The sequence below is a fragment of the Elusimicrobiaceae bacterium genome (assembly GCA_028700325.1).
In the GTDB taxonomy this organism is placed as follows: Bacteria; Elusimicrobiota; Elusimicrobia; order Elusimicrobiales; family Elusimicrobiaceae; genus JAQVSV01.
In genome coordinates this window covers 1-16524 of sequence record JAQVSV010000047.1, presented here as the reverse complement: position 1 = coordinate 16524, position 16524 = coordinate 1, and the positions used below count along the sequence as shown (strand labels likewise).

Here is a 16524-nt window from a genome sequence, read left to right as displayed (position 1 = left end):
CTCAAGGAGGTGGACGCCATCGTTCAAAACCCCGCCGCGCCGACTTTCGACAACACGATAGTGGCTCTGGAACGTTCGGGCGCCATGCTCACCCGCGTGAATTACGCCTTTTCCGCGCTCAACAGTTCCTACACCAACGACGAGCTGCAGAAAATCGAAGTGGAAATGGCGCCGAAACTTGCCGCTCATCAGGACCAGATCAGCATGAACCCCGCCCTGTTCGCCCGCATTGACGCGCTGTACGGCAAACGCGGCGCGCTCGGGCTTGACGCGGAATCGGCCCAGCTGCTCGGCCGCTATTACAAACAGTTCGTGCGCGCCGGCGCGAAACTGCCGCAGGCCGACCAAAAGGCGCTTAAGGAGATGAACCAAACGCTGTCGTCGCTGATGACGGAGTTTTCGCAGAATCTGCTTAAAGCCGCGAAAGACTCGGCGGTAGCGGTGGACAGCGTTGAAGAACTCGACGGCTTCTCCGCCGAGCAGATCGGCGCCGCGGCAGAAGCCGCCAAAACACGCGGCCTTGAAAACAAATGGGTCATCACCCTGCAGAACACCACCATCCAGCCAGCGCTTGAACAGCTTAAAAACCGCGCGCTGCGCGAGCGTGTGTACCGGGCCTCCATTAACCGCAACAAAGGCGGCAGATTCGATAACACCGCGCTTATTTCAAAAATCGTGGAACTGCGCGCCAGACAGGCCGCGCTGCTGGGCTACCCGAATTACGCCAGTTATTCGCTTGAAGACGAAAGCGCCATGACGCCCGATGCCGTGAACAAAATGCTGGGCCAGCTCGGCCCCGCCGCGCTGGCCAAAGCGCGGGCCGAGGCCGCCGACATCCAGAAAGCCATTGATGCGGAAGCCGCCGCCTCCGGCAAAAAACCCTTCGCGCTTGCCCCGTGGGACTGGGCTTATTACGCCAGTCAGGCCCGCAAGGCCCGGTTCAGCATTTCAGAAGACGAAGTTAAGCCCTATCTTGAACTCAACCGCGTTATAAACGACGGCCTGTTCCACGTCGCGCACGAACTGTACGGACTAAACTTCACCGAGCGCAAGGATCTGCCGGTGTATCAGCCGGACGTGCGCGTTTTCGAAGTTTTCAACCCGGACGGTTCGCCCCTCGCGCTTTTTGTGTTCGACGCCTTCAAGCGCGACAACAAAAAAGGCGGCGCGTGGATGAGCAATCTGGTGGATCAGGCGGGCCTGTTCAACCGCAAACCCGTCATCACCAATAACCTCAATATCGAAAAACCCGCCGCGGGCCAGCCGGTGCTGATGACGTTCGACGAAGTGGAAACCGCCTTTCACGAATTCGGGCATGCGCTGCACGGCATGCTGTCGGATGTGAAATACCCGCTGCTCTCCGGCACGAACGTTCCGCGCGATTTTGTGGAATACCTGTCGCAGGTGAACGAAATGTGGATCCGCGAACCGGCCGTGCTGGCGCACTTCGCCCGCCACTACAAAACCGGCGAGCCGATGCCCGCCGCCCTGCTTGACAAACAGCTCGCTTCGGTTACTTACGGCCAGGGTTTTGCCACAACCGAATATGTGGCGGCGGCAATGCTCGACCAGAGCTGGCATCAGATCCCGGCCTCGGCCGCGCCCAAAGCCACCGGCGTAATGGCGTTTGAGGAAACCGCGCTCAGGAAAAACGGCATTGACTACGCGCCCATTCCGCCGCGTTACCACTCGCCCTACTTCGCGCACGCCTTTTCCGGCGGCTACAGCGCCGGCTACTACGCCTATATCTGGAGCGAAGTGCTTGCCCGCGACACCGGCCACTGGTTCCATACGCACGGCGGACTGAGCCGCGCCAACGGAGAATTCTTCCGCGCCAAGATTCTTTCGCGCGGCCGCACCATGGAACCGGGCGTGATGTTCGAGCAGTTCTACGGTCAGGGCCCCGATATCGCGCCGCTGCTTGAGTACCGCGGACTCTCCATGCCCGCCAGATAGCTGACGATTACGGCTGGAAACGCGAGCGGGGGCGACTTTATGTCGCCCCCGCTCCGGCATGTTACTCAGGCAAAAATCTCAGCAATCCTTAACAAGCGGCCGGGTTGGAAAACCGGCTGGCATGGTTCCCCGCGCAGTCCCGCCACGACTTAACCCCCCGGCAAACCGGCATTCCTCCGGCGACACGCCGGCTTGTGGCTTTCATAAACACAACCTCTCCGCGCGGCGAGCCGGCCCGGCAGGCTGGCACGCACCCGGCTGGTCAGGCCATAAAACGGAACCCGGACTTGTTTCAGAACGAGAATTTCAGGGTCAGACGGTGCGCGTCGCCAAGCTCGCCGAACGGACTCATGGAGTAATCGCACGCCAGCTGCCGGCCTGACAGACCTACTCCAAACGACACATTTCTGAACCCGGCATAATCGCTTATGGCGCGGGTATTGGCGCCGGCGCGCAGGTCAACGCGCAACACGTCGGTCACCGGCATTCTGATTTCTGTGCCTGCGGCAAGATAGGGGTAGTTGTCCACCGGAGCGACAAGATCGGCCGTGATATCCCAGGCGGAATAAGGCTGCATCCGGGCGCCGAACTTGATCATGAGCGGCAGCTGGTACGAATCGTCCTCGAATTTCAGCGCGCCCATCGCGTTGTTTACCGCCAGGCCCAGCCGCACCCGCTCGCCGAAAAGCCACGGAGAGAGAATGCCCGCGTCCGCCGTGATGGTGCTGTCCTGCCCGGTTATTTTTGAGGTGACCAGCTTGGCCGACACGCCCAGCACAAACCGCTCCCGCGGATATTTGTTCAGCCCGCTTATATATGAAGCGAATCCCAGCGAAACGGCCGCGTCATAGGGGCTGAACGTGCCGATATCCACTCCGCTCGTGTCCGTCTGCGAAATGCTGCCGTGGTTCATATACTGCAGGCTGACGCCGAACGCGCCGGTATCGCCGAAATTCTGAGCGTAGGCCGCGTAATCGTAAAAACTGTCCGCCAGATAGGAGGTATGCGTGAAAATTACCGTTTTGGACGACACGTCAATCAGCCCGGCCGGGTTCCAGTACAGCGCGGAAGCGTCGTCCGCCAGCGCGGTCATCGCTTCGCCCATCGCCGAGCCGCGCGCCGTGGCCGACAGCTTCAGGAACTGCGCCGCCGTAGTGCCCACTCCGCTGCGGTCAAACACGCCGGCCTGCGCGGGCGCGGTTCCGGCAAACCCGGCAACAGCCGCCAGCAAAATGGCGGAAACCCCAGCCGCACAGCCGCGCCTCACCGCTGCACCGCCAGTTTCAGGATTTTCCCGGCGCCGCCATCCGCGCTTTTCACCATCACGATATAGACTCCGCTGGCTACATTGCTGCCGTAGGTGTTCTTGCCGTCCCATTTGGCATTGCCGGAAATATCGGCCGTCATCTCCCGCACCAGTTCGCCCAGATAGGTGAAAATTTTAACGGACGCACCGGACGGCAGCTTGGTGAACTGCATATACTGGTTGCTGGTATTGGGATTGAACGGGTTCGGAAAGATCTTGATATCCTCAACGGAAGCTGACGGCAGCATTTCCATTATCTGGAATGTGGACAAATGGGCCGCAACCCCTTCCACGTTCTTTAAAACTGCATGCGAAACCGACGGAAGCGGCACCCAGACATTACGGCTTTCATCCCTGAAAGCCAGCACCAGCCGGTCGGTATTGGTATCAGCCGGCAGGTCTTCGCTCCGGTAGGGGATTGTTATTTTCAGGCTTAAATTCGGCTGCGCCGCGGGTGAAACAACAATCGTAACACCCAGCCCGGTGGGCCGCAGGTTCGCTGCGGGCGACGTAACCGCCATGCCCGAACTCAGCCCCACAGCCTGTGCCAGCATTACATCCGTACTTGAATTGAACGTGCGGGCCGGAATATAAACAGTGGCGTTGCCATAGGAAAACGGAAGCGATACCGTGTACTCCGTATTGGGAGTGGTGGTGCTGATGACGCTGTTCAGCGTCACCGTTGAAACGGTGTTCCATACAGCCGAATCGGTATTCAGCCCTTTCGCCAGCACCCAGGCATAGTGTGTTGTCCCGGACGAAAGCTGCACAAAAGTAGCCGAAACCGCGGTTGTGGACACGCTGGACACAAACACGTCCGGCGAAAACGCCGAATTCGTTGATATATACGCTTCATATACCGTACTCCCGGGAAAATTGGTGCCATGCGCCCAGTTCAGCGTAAGCTGGTCAATATAGACATTGGAAAATGAACGGGTCGCCACATTGTCCGCGTAAGCGGGAACTCCGGCCCTGGTTTGCGTGTCAATGACAACCGCCGACCAAGAAGATATGTCAAGCACGTTTACCGCCGCCGCGCGGATATAGTACTGGGCATTGGAATACATCCCGCTCACCGCGGCCGTAGTCGAAATCTCGCCTGAAACAAGCTGGACAGTTTTTTCAGACCTGGCGCACCGCTCTCCCCCTGTGCCGCACGCCTCAAACGGAACCGTTGCGGCCTGAAGAAGGTACCGGGTCTGGGCGGGATTGCCGTTGGCTTCAAACGAAACGGAAACGCTGCTTACATTAACCGCCACAAGCGTCAAATTCCGCGGTTCATTTGCGGCCGTAATAACCACACCCATCTCCACCACCTCGCCCCAATGGCCGTTATGCCCGAAAACCGTTATGTCAATATAATAGGATGTATTGGAAATAAGCTCGTCAAACGTATGGCTCGCGCCTGTGACAAGCGCGGATGAAAACAATACTCCGGGCGACAGATAATTCCGTACCCGGTACCGCGTTGCGGCAGGATTGTTATTGGTGTTCCAGGAAAAGGTTATCGCGTCGGTCTGCACATCGGTTGCCACCGGCCCGTACGGATCCGCCGCATAGGTTACGGTTGTGCCGGCAATACTGGTGAAGTTAGGAACACCGTCCACGTTCAGCGTGCCGACCCGCCCGTAATAAGTGGTGTTGGGAACAAGGTTCTGTATTTCCAGCGTGATGATATCGGAAGAATATCCGCCGGAACTGTAAATCAGCCCGCTGTAATCGGCAGCTGTGGATAATTGGGCCTCATATCCGCTTCCAAGACTTATATTGTTCCAGGACAGCCGCGCGGCGGTTGTGCCGACCGTTCCGAAAGAAGCCGTAACAACCGGCGGGGCCAGCGTCGCCACCCGCATCACGTCCGAATAAACTGAAGCGCCATTATAAATGCTCCCGGCACGGGCATAGTAGCCTTCGTTAATATCAAGCCCGGAAACGGTAAGCGACACGGCAGAGCCGTTTGTCGTGGAGGAAAATTTTATAACGCCGGTAAATTTCATATCGGTGGAAACCTGCATTATATACCCGTCGCAATCAAGCGCGCTCCAACCCATTGTAATGGAAGCAATTCCTGTAGACAAAACAACCACATCACCCGGCGCCCGCCCGCTAGCCGTAATGAATGAAAGCGTGCTTGTGAGAGTGATCGCGCCGTCCTGGTTATAAGTGCCCGCCACGCCGGTATATTGCCGGTTTGCGCTGAGGCCGGAAAGAGTGAACCCGGAAGCCGACGGATTGCTGGTGCTGGAAAAATGGATCGGCGCGGAACCGTCGGTTCTTGAGGAAAACGCCACCATGTATCCGTCGCACGCCAGATCCTCCGGGACAAGCGGAAGCGGAACATAGTTAATCAGCACCTCTGTTGAAGAAGGCGAAAAAACAACCAGCGCGCCGTCCACCGGCCACGACATGGTATGACTGCTTATGACAGCGCCGTAATTCGGTTCCAGCGGCCAGTTCAGCGCGCCCGCCCGGAAGGAATACCCGGTATGACGCAGCAGGCCGGAAAGAGTAAGCGTAGTCACCGACGCGGAGTAGGTGATGGACGAAAGCAGCGTCCCGCTTCCGTCAAACCCCGTGGACGAGGCTTCCAGAACAAACCCCTGCGCGCTGGCGGATGGCGGCGATAATGCCATCGGGTCCCACCTGAGCGTTGCGCTGCTCTGCCAGAGCCCGGTCAACGCAAGGCCGGCCGGCGCGGCCGCCAGAGTGGAAAAGGAATAGACGTCGCTATACGAAACCGCGCCCGCTCCGTTGAGCGCGCCCGCCCGGTAATAGTAAGTCGTATTGGGCGACAGCCCTGAGATGACCAGCGTGGAAAGCGTTATCTCTGCGGTCGAGCTGGAAGCGGCCACGGAAAAATCGTTATAGGAAGAAACTTCAAGTAGATAGCCGCTGCAGGAATCCGCCTGCGGAGCCGCCGGATACGGAGCCCAGGCCACAGAAACCGCGTCGCTTGTATGTGCGGCCGAAACGCCCTGGATATGCCGGGCGAAAGTGGAGCTGGCAACATTGTTGGAATAGGAGGTCGGCCCGGACGCCCCGAGCGCGCGAACCCTGGCGGTGTATTCAGTATTTGGATCCAGCCCTCCGGCAATATACATTCCCGCAAAAGCGCCCGTAACCAAAATTCCGCCCGGCTCGACAGACACCTCATACTGCGTTGTTTCCGGATTGCTGCCGGTCGCCCATTCAAGCAGCAGCGCGGTTTCGGCAATATAGGTTATATCCGCGCCGGACGGGGTTACCGGCACGGTGCGCGTGGAAACGGAAGCGTACTCCGTATCCGGCTCGGAAGCGATTTTCACCATGAAATAATAAGTGGTGTCGCCGGCAAGCGGGGTATAGATATACCAGGAGGTTGCGGCGGCAAGGGTCTGGCTGGAATAAACTGTCGAGAAAGAGTCGGTGGAAAGCACCGCCAGCGGCGCGGCCGCCGGCACGCGAGTCCACTCGAATTTCGCGGAAGCGGCCGTCACGCCCGCGGCGGCAGGCTCAAGCGAAACGGCATACGCCGGGCCGAGGCATACAACCCCCAGTCCGCACATAAGCAGAAACCCGCCCGCAAGCCGGTTGAAAATATCGCTTACCCGCCTGTGCATATGTTTCCATTATACTATTAATTACTCTCGCGCGCGCAAGAGCGGGCTCGTGAGCGCGGAACCCGTAACGGACAGCCGCTGTCGCCCGGCTCAACCGTCTTCTGCCGCAGAACGCGGCTTTTCGGGGCAACGCCGCCGGCACTTGCCCGAGCGGCCCTAAAGCAGGGCGCGTCGCGCGGAAACCGCCGGAACCGGCGTATCCGGCAATCCGGCTACGGAGGAGGAAGCTGGCCCGGAAAATCTTTCATCGTCACAGGCCGTTTGATATGCGCGGAGATATAATCCTTGAAACCCCATAAATCCTCGTATTCGTTGGCCCGTTTGTACTGCGTCAGCGCGCTGGCGCGGTCGCCTTTCCAGTCGTAAATCTCGCCGGCTCGCACTTCCGCCCAAACCGCCCAGCGGTTCGGTTTTTCCTTGCTGGTGTAGGAGGCGGCTTTGGCGAAATGCTGCAGCGCGCTGTCATATTCTTTTTCCGCCAGATAAGACGTGGCGAGCGCGGTGTAGGCGCGCGAATAATAACGGGGCAGATAGTCCGGCTTGCCCTCTTCTATCTTTTTCAGGAAATCCAGCGCCAGCTCCCGCACCTGCCCGTAATGCCGGTCTTCATACTGGCAGACGATCTCTATAAACTGAACCAGCGGATGATCGGGATAAACCGCGCGCACTTCTTTGGCCATTTTAAGCGCCAGATCGGGACGCGAGTATTTGCTGCCCGTCTGCGTGTAAATTTCGATCAGCAGGAGCTTGGCCACCATCTTGTTGAAATGGCCTTTCTGCTCCACTTCGTTAAGCAGCTTGATCCCGTCATCGGCGTTGCCGCGGATGAACAGGTAGTTCAGCACTTTCAGGAATCCGCCCAGCGTGCCGGCGTAATACTCGTACATGCCGGGCCCGATTTTGGCGTCGTACAGTTCCGGATCCAGCTTGAGCGCGCGCCGCATCGCCTTCAGCCCGCTCTTGCCCTTTAAAAACGCGCTCACCCATTTATGCTGCATCAGCTCAAGCCGCGCCTGCAGCCCGTATATCCCGCCCAGACAGACATGCGCGTAAGCGTCATCGGGATACTTCGCTATCCATTTCTTGCCCTGCTCCACGGCGGTTTCGGTGCGTTTTATGAATTCTTTCTCAAGCTCGGGACTGCTCTGCTCCTCCTGATACTCCAGCCGTGCCCACGAACAGACCGCCAGCCCGAAATACCCGTACGGCTGGCCGGGATAATTGGTCAGGATCCAGTTGAAATTCTCGTCCGCCTTGTCAAACGCAAGCGAATGGATTCCCTGCACCCCGTCCATGATATGCTCGTCGAGGTCGGCCGGCATCGCCGAGTCGGCAACCGCCGCGGGGCACAGAAACACCGCGCCCAGCGCGGTCAGAAGAAGTTTTTTCATTGTCAGTTATCCGGGGTGATCGTGTCGGCGCCGAAATAAGGAACCAGCGCTTTGGGCAGCTGTATGGTGCCGTCCTCGCGCTGGCAGTTTTCCAGAACCGCCGCGAAAGTGCGGCCCACCGCCAGGCCGCTGCCGTTAAGCGTGTGCACAAACTCCGGCGCGCCGCCCGCCGCGCGTTTAAAGCGCGTGTTGAGCCGCCGGGCCTGAAAGTCGGTGCAATTGGAGCAGGAGGATATTTCCCGGAAGCGGTTCTCCGAAGGAAACCATACCTCGATATCATAAGTCTTGGCAGACGAAAAACCTGTGTCGCCCGTGCACAGCAGCACCCGCCGGAACGGCAGCTCAAGCGCGCGCAGGATATCTTCGGCGTCGGAAACAAGCGTTTCCAGCGCGGCCATAGAATCCTCGGGCCTGGCCAGCCACACCAGTTCCACTTTGTTGAACTGGTGATTGCGGATCAGCCCGCGCGTGTCCTTGCCGTAAGTCCCGGCTTCCTGCCGGAAACAGGCGGAAAACGCGGCGAATTTTTTTGGCAGGTCCGCCTCCGCCAGCATGGCGCCGCGGTACATGCCGGTCAGCGTCACTTCGGCGGTTGGAATAAGAAACAGCTCCGGTTCGCCCTGGAGTTTGTAAAGGTCTTCCCCGAATTTCGGGAGCTGGCCGGTCCCGGTAAGCGTTTCGCGGGTCACTATATACGGAGTCATGGTTTCGCGGTAGCCTTTCGCGCCGTGCCGGTCAAGCATGAAATTGATCAGCGCGCGTTCGAGCCTCGCCCCGGCGCCGCGCAGCAGCGAAAACCGCGCGCCGGAAAGCAGGGCCGCCGTGGAAAAATCCAGTATCCCGAGCCGCTCGCCCAGCGCGTGATGATCCTGCGGAATGAATTTAAACCCGCGCCGGGCGGCGGTTTCTTCGAAAATAACTTTATTGTCCGCCTCGCTCCGGCCGGCCGGCACTGACGCATCCGGCAGATTCGGCACCGCCAGCGCCAGCGCGTCGGCCTGCTTTTTCAAAACGGCCAGCCCGGCTTCCTTCTCGGCCAGCGCCTGCTTCAGCGCATTGGCCCGCGCCAGGATTTCCGCGGCGGCGTCCGCCCCTTTTTCCGCACGCGCCCGGCCTACCTGCCCCGAAACGGCTTTACGCTCGGCGCGCAGGGTTTCCGTTTCGGCAAGCGCGCGGCGGTACCGCCCGTCAAGCTCCAGCAGTTCGTCCAGCACGGGCAGATACCCGCCGCTGCGGCTGGCATAAGCCTGCCGCACGACGTCCGGTGCGGCCCTTAAAATTTTCATGTCCAGCATAGCTGCTCCTAACGGGATTTGACGGGTATGACGCTTTCGGCAACCGCTATTTCATCGCCGGGCCGCGGATCCACCATGCATTCCACCTTGACCGCGTCCGGCCAGTAGCCCGATTCGCGCAGGCGCGACAGGAACGGCCGGATATCAACATGCTGGATTTTTATCTCATTCATCCTGCCGGGCTTGATTTTTGAAACACGGCGTTCCTCCGTCATGAACGGAACGGCCCAGACGCCCGGTTTTGCCGGATCGGAAAGTTTTATCAGCCGGAAATAAAACGCGCACCTGATAATGCTTGCGTCCGCCGAGCGTGCGCTATTGTTGAAAATCTCCGCGGCGACGCGGAACCGCGGCGATTTGATATTGCCGGAACTAAACACCAGTTCCGGCACATCGCCGAATTTCGCCTTCGCGGAAACATTTTTCTTGTCCTGCACCTGCCAGCGGATATTGCGCACCTCCACCGCCGCAAACGCCGGAACGCACACAGCCGAAAAGATAAAAACCGCCAGAAATTTCTTCAGATTCACAATGATGGCCATGTATGGATTTTATTAAATATCGGACGGCCTGTCAGCCTGATCCTGCCGCGCGTCAAGCCCGCCTGCTTCATTCAAGCACGTCAGCCGCGCACCGAAACCCCCGTTGCGGAGAAATAAGCGTCGGCACGTCCTTGTTGCGGAAAGCCGAACGCAGCGCGTCAATGTCATTCGTGTATGACCCGCCGCGCAGCACCCGCCGGTCGCCGGTTTCCGGGCCTTTCGGCATTGCGCCGGGCGCGTGACTGTCATAGCTTTTGGGATCGTACCAGTCCTGCGTCCATTCCCATACGTTGCCGTAAATATCGTAAAGCCCTTTGCCGTTGGGGGCGAGCTGGCCGACCGGATGCGGGCCGCCCCGCGCGTTTCTCTTATACCAGCCGTACAGCTCCAGATCATCGGCGCTGTCACCAAAAAAATACTGGGTTTCCGTTCCGGCCCGCGCGGCTTTCTCCCATTCCGCCTCGTAAGGCAGGCGCTTGCCGGCCCAGCGGCAGTAATCGCTCGCGTTCTGCCAGGTGATGCAGTTGGCGGGATAGCCGTTCTTGTCCGCTCCCACGGAACAGCCCGGATTGGCGGGCGGCACCCGGCATGCCCCGCTCGCCGCGCACACGGCGTACGACCCGACCGTCACTTCGTAACGGTCAATAAAAAAAGCGTCCACAAAAACCGGAGCCGACGATTTTTCGTCATAATGCGCCTCCAGCGAAGACGGCACCGTTGAGCCCAGCACGGACGGCCCCGCCTCGAACAGCACCATATCCCTCACCTCCGCCGCGCGGGCGCGGGAATAAAGCGGCGGCACCCGGGCCGGCGCGGCCGGCCCGTCCGGCCGCTTCACTCCGAAACTGAGCCCGTTCGCCAGCGCTTCAATTCGGCCCGCGATAAAACCCTTGACTCCGGCTGCAAGTCCGCCCAGCCGGGAAATCCCGTCCGGGTTTGCCCGCCCGGCATGGCTGGACGGCGGCTGCACGGCGGCGTTTTTTTCCGCCGGCAAAGCTGGCTGCTCGGAAATCTGCGGCTGGGAACAACCGGGGCGGGCCGCAGGCCGCGAAAAAAATTTCTGCCGGAATTCGGACCCGCCGTACGCCACGGCCCCCAGCAGCAGCGCCGCCAGAAGCCACCTGACGCCTCCGCCGGAGCGGAAAGGCCTGCCGCATTTGTCGCACTGCTCGCTGAACGCGGGATTCATGTTGTACCCGCAGGAAGGACAGACTCTGTTTCTTATGTTAAGCGGCATTTATTTCCTGCCCGGATCCGGCCAACGGTTTCCTGGGCTGCGCGCCCGCTTGCGCGGGCGCGCAGCCGCAACAAGTCTGCCTCAGTCTGCCGACAGCTGAGGTCCTGTTTCGTTATCAAGGCTTTTTTCCTTGTCCTCGCTGACCACCGGCGCGACGCTGGCGATTTTATCGCCTTCTTCCAGCCGCACCAGCCGCACGCCCTGCGTGTTGCGGCCCACCGCGCGGATCTGGCTGCAGCGGATGCGCACCATCATGCCGTTCTCCGTCATAACCATCAGATCCTCTTCGGCGCTGACCACCTTGATGCCAGCCACCCTGCCGTTCCGCTCGGAAGTCTTGATGGTAATTATGCCGCTGCCGCCGCGATGCTGTTCGCGGTATTCGTCGAGCCCGGTGCGCTTGCCGTGCCCGTTTTCGCAGACGGTGAGGACGGTGGTGTCCTTGTCTTCGGGATTGACGGTTTCCATACCCACCACATAATCCCCTTCGTTAAGTTTCATCCCGCGCACACCCATAGCCTGCCGGCCCATGTTGCGCACCTCGGTTTCCGGGAACCGGATTGATTTGCCGTCGCGCGTGCCGATAATAATGTCGGATTTGCCGTTTGTCAGCAGCACCTGCACCATCAGTTCGCCGTCTTCCAGCGTGATCGCCGCGATCCCGGTCCGCCGGATGTTCTTGAATGCCGACAGCGCCGTGCGCTTGACTATGCCGGATTTCGTGCACATCGCCAGATAATTCTCCGCGCCTTTCGCCTCGTCAAACGATTCGATCGCTATCGAGGAGGTGATCTTCTCCTCGTTCGACATCTCCAGCAGGTTCACTATCGCCTTCCCGCGCGACACGCGCGACGCTTCCGGTATTTCGTAAGCCTTGAGCGAATACACCTTCCCGCGCGTCGTGAAAAACAGGATTGTGGCGTGGCTGGAAGTCACAAACAGATTCTCGATAAAATCCTCTTCCTTGGTCTCGCCGCCGATAATGCCCTTGCCGCCCCGGTTCTGGGCGCGGTAGGTGTTAAGCGGAATACGCTTGATGTAGCCGGTGTGCGACATCGTCACCACAACCTGCTCGTTGGGAATGAGGTCCTCCATCGAAAGCTCCGACGTGTCGTTGGTAACTTCCGTGCGCCGCTTGTCGGCGTATTTTTTTTCCAGTTCGTCAAGTTCGCCGCCTATGATCGCGAGTACGCGGGCGGGATTGGCCAGAATGTCCTTAAGGTCGGCGATCAGCTTGACCAGCTCGGCCCGCTCCTGCTCGATCGCGTCGGACTCCAGCTGTGTCAGCTGGTGCAGCCGCATATCCAGAATAGCCTGCGCCTGAATCGCCGAAAGCCTGAATTTGGACACCAGCTTTTCCCTGGCCGCCGCCGCGTTCTGCGACTTGCGGATGATCGCAACCACCTCGTCCATATTCTCTATGGCGATAAGCAGGCCGGCAAGAATATGCTCGCGGGCGAGCGCCTTGTTCAGGTCGAACCTGGTTCTGCGCGTGATCACTTCCTTGCGGTGGTTGATGTAATGCCCGAGCACTTCCCTGATAGGCATGACGCGCGGCTTGCCTTCCACGATGGCCAGCATGATCACGCCGAACGTGGTCTGCAGCTGGGTATGCTTGAACAGCTGGTTAAGCACTACCTGCGCGTTGCCGTCGCGCTTGACTTCGATGACAAGGCGCATGCCGCGCCGGTCGGACTCGTCGCGGATGTCGGAAATGTCCGGCACTTTCTTCTCGCGCACGAGGTTGGCGATATTTTCTATGAGCGTCGTTTTGTTAACCTGGTACGGAATCTCGGTCACGATAATCGCTTCCCGGTTGCCCCGCAGCTCCTCTATATCGGTGCGCGCCTTGATGCGCACCGACCCGCGGCCGGTTTCGAAGTAATCCAGAATCCCTTTCTTGCCCATGATTATCCCGCCGGTCGGAAAATCCGGGCCTTTCATGATCCTGGAAATCTCGCGATTCGTTATCTGCGGGTTCTCTATATACGCGCGCACCGCCCTGCACACCTCGCCCAGATTATGCGGCGGGATGTTGGTGGCCATGCCGACGGCTATGCCGCTGCTGCCGTTGGCCAGCAAATTGGGCAGCCGCGCCGGCATAACGAACGGTTCGGGCAGCGAACCGTCGTAATTGGGCACGAATTTCACCGTATCCTTGTCTATGTCGGCCAGCATTTCTTCCGAAATGGACGCCAGCCGCGTTTCGGTGTAGCGCATGGCGGCGGCGGGATCCCCGTCAACCGAGCCGAAATTGCCCTGACCCTGCACCAGCGGATAGCGCAGGCTGAAATCCTGCACCAGCCGCACCAGCGCGTCGTAAACCGAAGCGTCGCCGTGCGGGTGGTATTTGCCGAGCACGTCGCCCACCACGCGCGCGGATTTTTTGAAAGCCTTGTTATGCTTCAGGCCCATCTCGTTCATCGTGTACAGAATGCGGCGGTGCACCGGCTTGAGACCGTCGCGCACGTCGGGCAGGGCGCGCCCCACGATCACGCTCATCGCGTAGTCTATATAGGAGGATTTCATCTCCTCGCCTATGCCGCGTTCCTTTATGTTCCCAAACAGATCTATCGGTTTTTCTTCGGCTGTCATCTTAAAATATCCTCCGCAAACTAGATATCGAGATTGCGCACTTCCAGCGCGTGCGTTTCGATAAATTTACGCCGCGGCTCGACTTTGTCGCCCATCAGCGTCGTGAAAATCTGCTCCGTCTGGGCCGCGTCCTCCAGCTTCACTCTGAGGAGTTTGCGGCGGTTGGGATCGAGCGTGGTTTCCCACAGCTGCTCGGGATTCATTTCACCCAGACCCTTGTAGCGCTGGATCGTCGTGCCGGACGAAGCGGCGTCTTTTATCGCGCCAAGCAGGCCTTTAAGATCGTATACCTCATGGGCTTCCTTTCCGTCGGAAACGCGGAACAGCACCGTCTTCTTCTTTTCAGGATCGGCGGCATACTGGTCCAGCGAGTAGCCCCGCTCGGCCAGTTTCGCCCCGATCACGTTTATCTTGCCCAGTTCCCACAGCGTCTGGTGCTCCGGGCTTAAATCTTCGTCAAAAACCGTGTCGAACAGTTCGGCCTGCTGGCCGGCCGCATCCAGACCTTTCTCCGCCATGATTTCCGCTTTGCGATTTTTGATGTATTCGGCCTCGAAATCGCGGAATTCCTTTTCGCTGTAGAAGTAGCGGTAATTATCGCCGTCCGGCACGCGGTAGACGGGAATCTGCCCCTGCGCGCGGAACCTGTGGTAATCCGCCAGCGTCAGTTTTTTCATTTCCAGCCGGAATTCCATGTCGGCCAGCTCGGTCAGCAGCTTGAGCATTTCCTTTACCTGAACGGCCGTCAGTTCCCCCTTCCCTTCATAAAAAACCGTAGCCGACGAGGTTCCTTCGCTGATAATCCAGTTCTGCAGCTCCGCTTCGTTGTCTATGTACATCTCCTTCTTGCCTTTCCTGATCTTGTACAGCGGCGGCTGGGCGATATAGATATGCCCCGCTTCCAACAGCGGCTTGAGCTGCCGGTAGAAGAAAGTAAGAACCAGCGTGCGGATGTGCTGGCCGTCAACGTCAGCATCGGCCATGATGATGATTTTGTTGTAGCGCAGTTTGGTTATGTCAAATCCGCCTTCGTCTTCTCCGAAACCCGTGCCGATGGCGGAAATGAGGGTTTTGATTTCGTCGTTTGACAGAATCTTTATCATCTGCGCTTTTTCGACGTTGAGAATCTTGCCTTTCAGCGGCAGAATGGCCTGAAACACCCGGTCCCGGCCCTGCTTGGCGGAACCGCCGGCGCTGTCGCCTTCAACCAGAAACAGCTCGGAGCGTTCGGAGCTTCTTTCCTGACAGTCGGCCAGCTTGCCGGGCAGGCCGCCGTCAATCAGCGCGCCTTTGCGCCGGGTGAGCTCGCGCGCTTTTCTGGCGGCCGCACGGGCCTGAAAAGCCTGGATCGCTTTCTGGCAGATGTTTTTTACGGTCTTCGGGTTTTCCTCGAAAAACGTGGTCAGAGCGTCGCCCACCACGGCTCGCACTATACCTTCCACTTCGGAATTGCCGAGCTTGGTTTTCGTCTGGCCTTCAAACTGCGGATTGGGAATCTTCACCGAAACCACCGCCGCCAGACCCTCGCGGATATCCTCGCCGGAAAGCGCAATGTCCTTTTCCTTTGAAATATCGTATTTCTTGATATACTCGTTAACGATCCTCGTCAACGCCGAACGAAAGCCCGACAGATGGGTGCCGCCCTCGATCGTATTGATGTTGTTGACGAAGGAATACACGTTTTCGGAATAGCCGTCGTTATACTGTATGGCGAAGGAAACGTAAACATTGTCGGTTTCCTTGTTGATGTAGATCGGCTCGCTGTGCACGCAGGTCTTGTTGGTGTTGAGAAATTTCACAAATTGCGAAATGCCGCCTTCAAAATGAAAAACGTGCTGTTTGTTCTCTTCGCGTTCGTCGGTAATGGAGATGCGGACTCCGGCGTTTAAAAACGCCAGCTCGCGCAGCCGGTTGGAGATGATGTCATAGGAAAACACAAGATTCGGATCGAAAATCTCCGTATCGGGAGTGAACGTGACTTTAGTGCCGTGTTCCCTGGTCTTGCCTATCACCTTGACGCTGTCCTGCGGAATCCCGCGCCGATACTGCTGGTAAAACAGCTGGCCGTCGCGCGAAACTTCCACCTCCAGGTTTTCCGACAGGGCGTTAACGCACGACACGCCCACCCCGTGCAGGCCGCCGGAAATTTTATACGCCCCGTCGCCGAATTTTCCGCCGGCGTGCAAAACCGTCATCACAACTTCCAGAGCGGATTTATTGCGGAGCTTGGGATCTTTCGCGTTTTTCATCGGGTCAACGGGAATGCCGCGCCCGTCGTCAATGACCGCAAGAGTGCGGTCGTCCTTGATGATTACCTCTATGGTTGTCGCGCCGCCCGCCAGAATTTCGTCCACCGAGTTATCCACCACCTCATACACCAGATGGTGAAAACCCATAGAACCCGTGGAGCCGATATACATCGCGGGCCGTTTTCTTACCGCTTCCAGACCTTCCAGCACCTGAATCTTGGAAGAATCGTAGTTTATGCGAAGTTCCTCTTTATTGTCGGTTGTCATCTTTAGAACCGCTCCTTGATCAAACTTTCTTTATGGCCCTTATCCAGGGGCTATCAAAATATTTATTCAGATTTTTAACCATCAGGG

General features: G+C 58.6%; 9 protein-coding genes. 1 reads left to right on the top strand and 8 read right to left on the bottom strand.

What is annotated here, in order from left to right:
* On the top strand, positions 1 to 1956 hold a 1956-nt coding region (locus tag PHW69_06935), incomplete at its 5' end, for a M3 family metallopeptidase (GenBank protein MDD4004923.1).
* Positions 1957 to 2248: 292 nt separating this feature from the next.
* Here the strand turns inward: PHW69_06935 and PHW69_06930 are convergent.
* The 8 genes from PHW69_06930 to gyrB form a co-directional block, all read right to left on the bottom strand.
* Positions 2249 to 3223, bottom strand: a complete 975-nt coding sequence (locus tag PHW69_06930; protein MDD4004922.1) for a PorV/PorQ family protein — start codon at positions 3221 to 3223, stop codon at positions 2249 to 2251.
* Positions 3220 to 6861, bottom strand: coding sequence for a fibronectin type III domain-containing protein (locus PHW69_06925; GenBank protein ID MDD4004921.1), 3642 nt, complete (start codon positions 6859 to 6861; stop codon positions 3220 to 3222). Before PHW69_06925 ends, PHW69_06930 begins: the two co-directional genes overlap by 4 nt.
* Before the next feature lie 212 nt (positions 6862 to 7073).
* The gene (locus PHW69_06920; protein MDD4004920.1) at positions 7074 to 8252 is read right to left on the bottom strand and encodes a hypothetical protein; all 1179 of its coding nucleotides are present in this window, start codon (positions 8250 to 8252) and stop codon (positions 7074 to 7076) included.
* A 2-nt stretch (positions 8253 to 8254) separates the two neighbouring features.
* Positions 8255 to 9547 carry a serine--tRNA ligase gene (gene serS / locus PHW69_06915; GenBank protein MDD4004919.1) on the bottom strand — a complete coding sequence of 431 codons (1293 nt, stop codon included), beginning with the start codon at positions 9545 to 9547 and terminating at the stop codon, positions 8255 to 8257.
* Positions 9548 to 9555: 8 nt separating this feature from the next.
* Positions 9556 to 10077 (bottom strand): hypothetical protein, encoded by a 522-nt coding sequence (locus PHW69_06910; GenBank protein ID MDD4004918.1) that lies wholly within the window; start codon positions 10075 to 10077, stop codon positions 9556 to 9558.
* Positions 10078 to 10156: 79 nt separating this feature from the next.
* Positions 10157 to 11278 carry a formylglycine-generating enzyme family protein gene (locus tag PHW69_06905; protein MDD4004917.1) on the bottom strand — a complete coding sequence of 374 codons (1122 nt, stop codon included), beginning with the start codon at positions 11276 to 11278 and terminating at the stop codon, positions 10157 to 10159.
* A 129-nt stretch (positions 11279 to 11407) separates the two neighbouring features.
* Positions 11408 to 13921: a DNA gyrase subunit A gene (gene gyrA, locus PHW69_06900; GenBank protein MDD4004916.1), complete on the bottom strand. Its 2514-nt coding sequence runs from the start codon at positions 13919 to 13921 to the stop codon at positions 11408 to 11410.
* A 20-nt stretch (positions 13922 to 13941) separates the two neighbouring features.
* The gene (gene gyrB / locus PHW69_06895; protein ID MDD4004915.1) at positions 13942 to 16437 is read right to left on the bottom strand and encodes a DNA topoisomerase (ATP-hydrolyzing) subunit B; all 2496 of its coding nucleotides are present in this window, start codon (positions 16435 to 16437) and stop codon (positions 13942 to 13944) included.
* Positions 16438 to 16524: the final 87 nt, after the last annotated feature.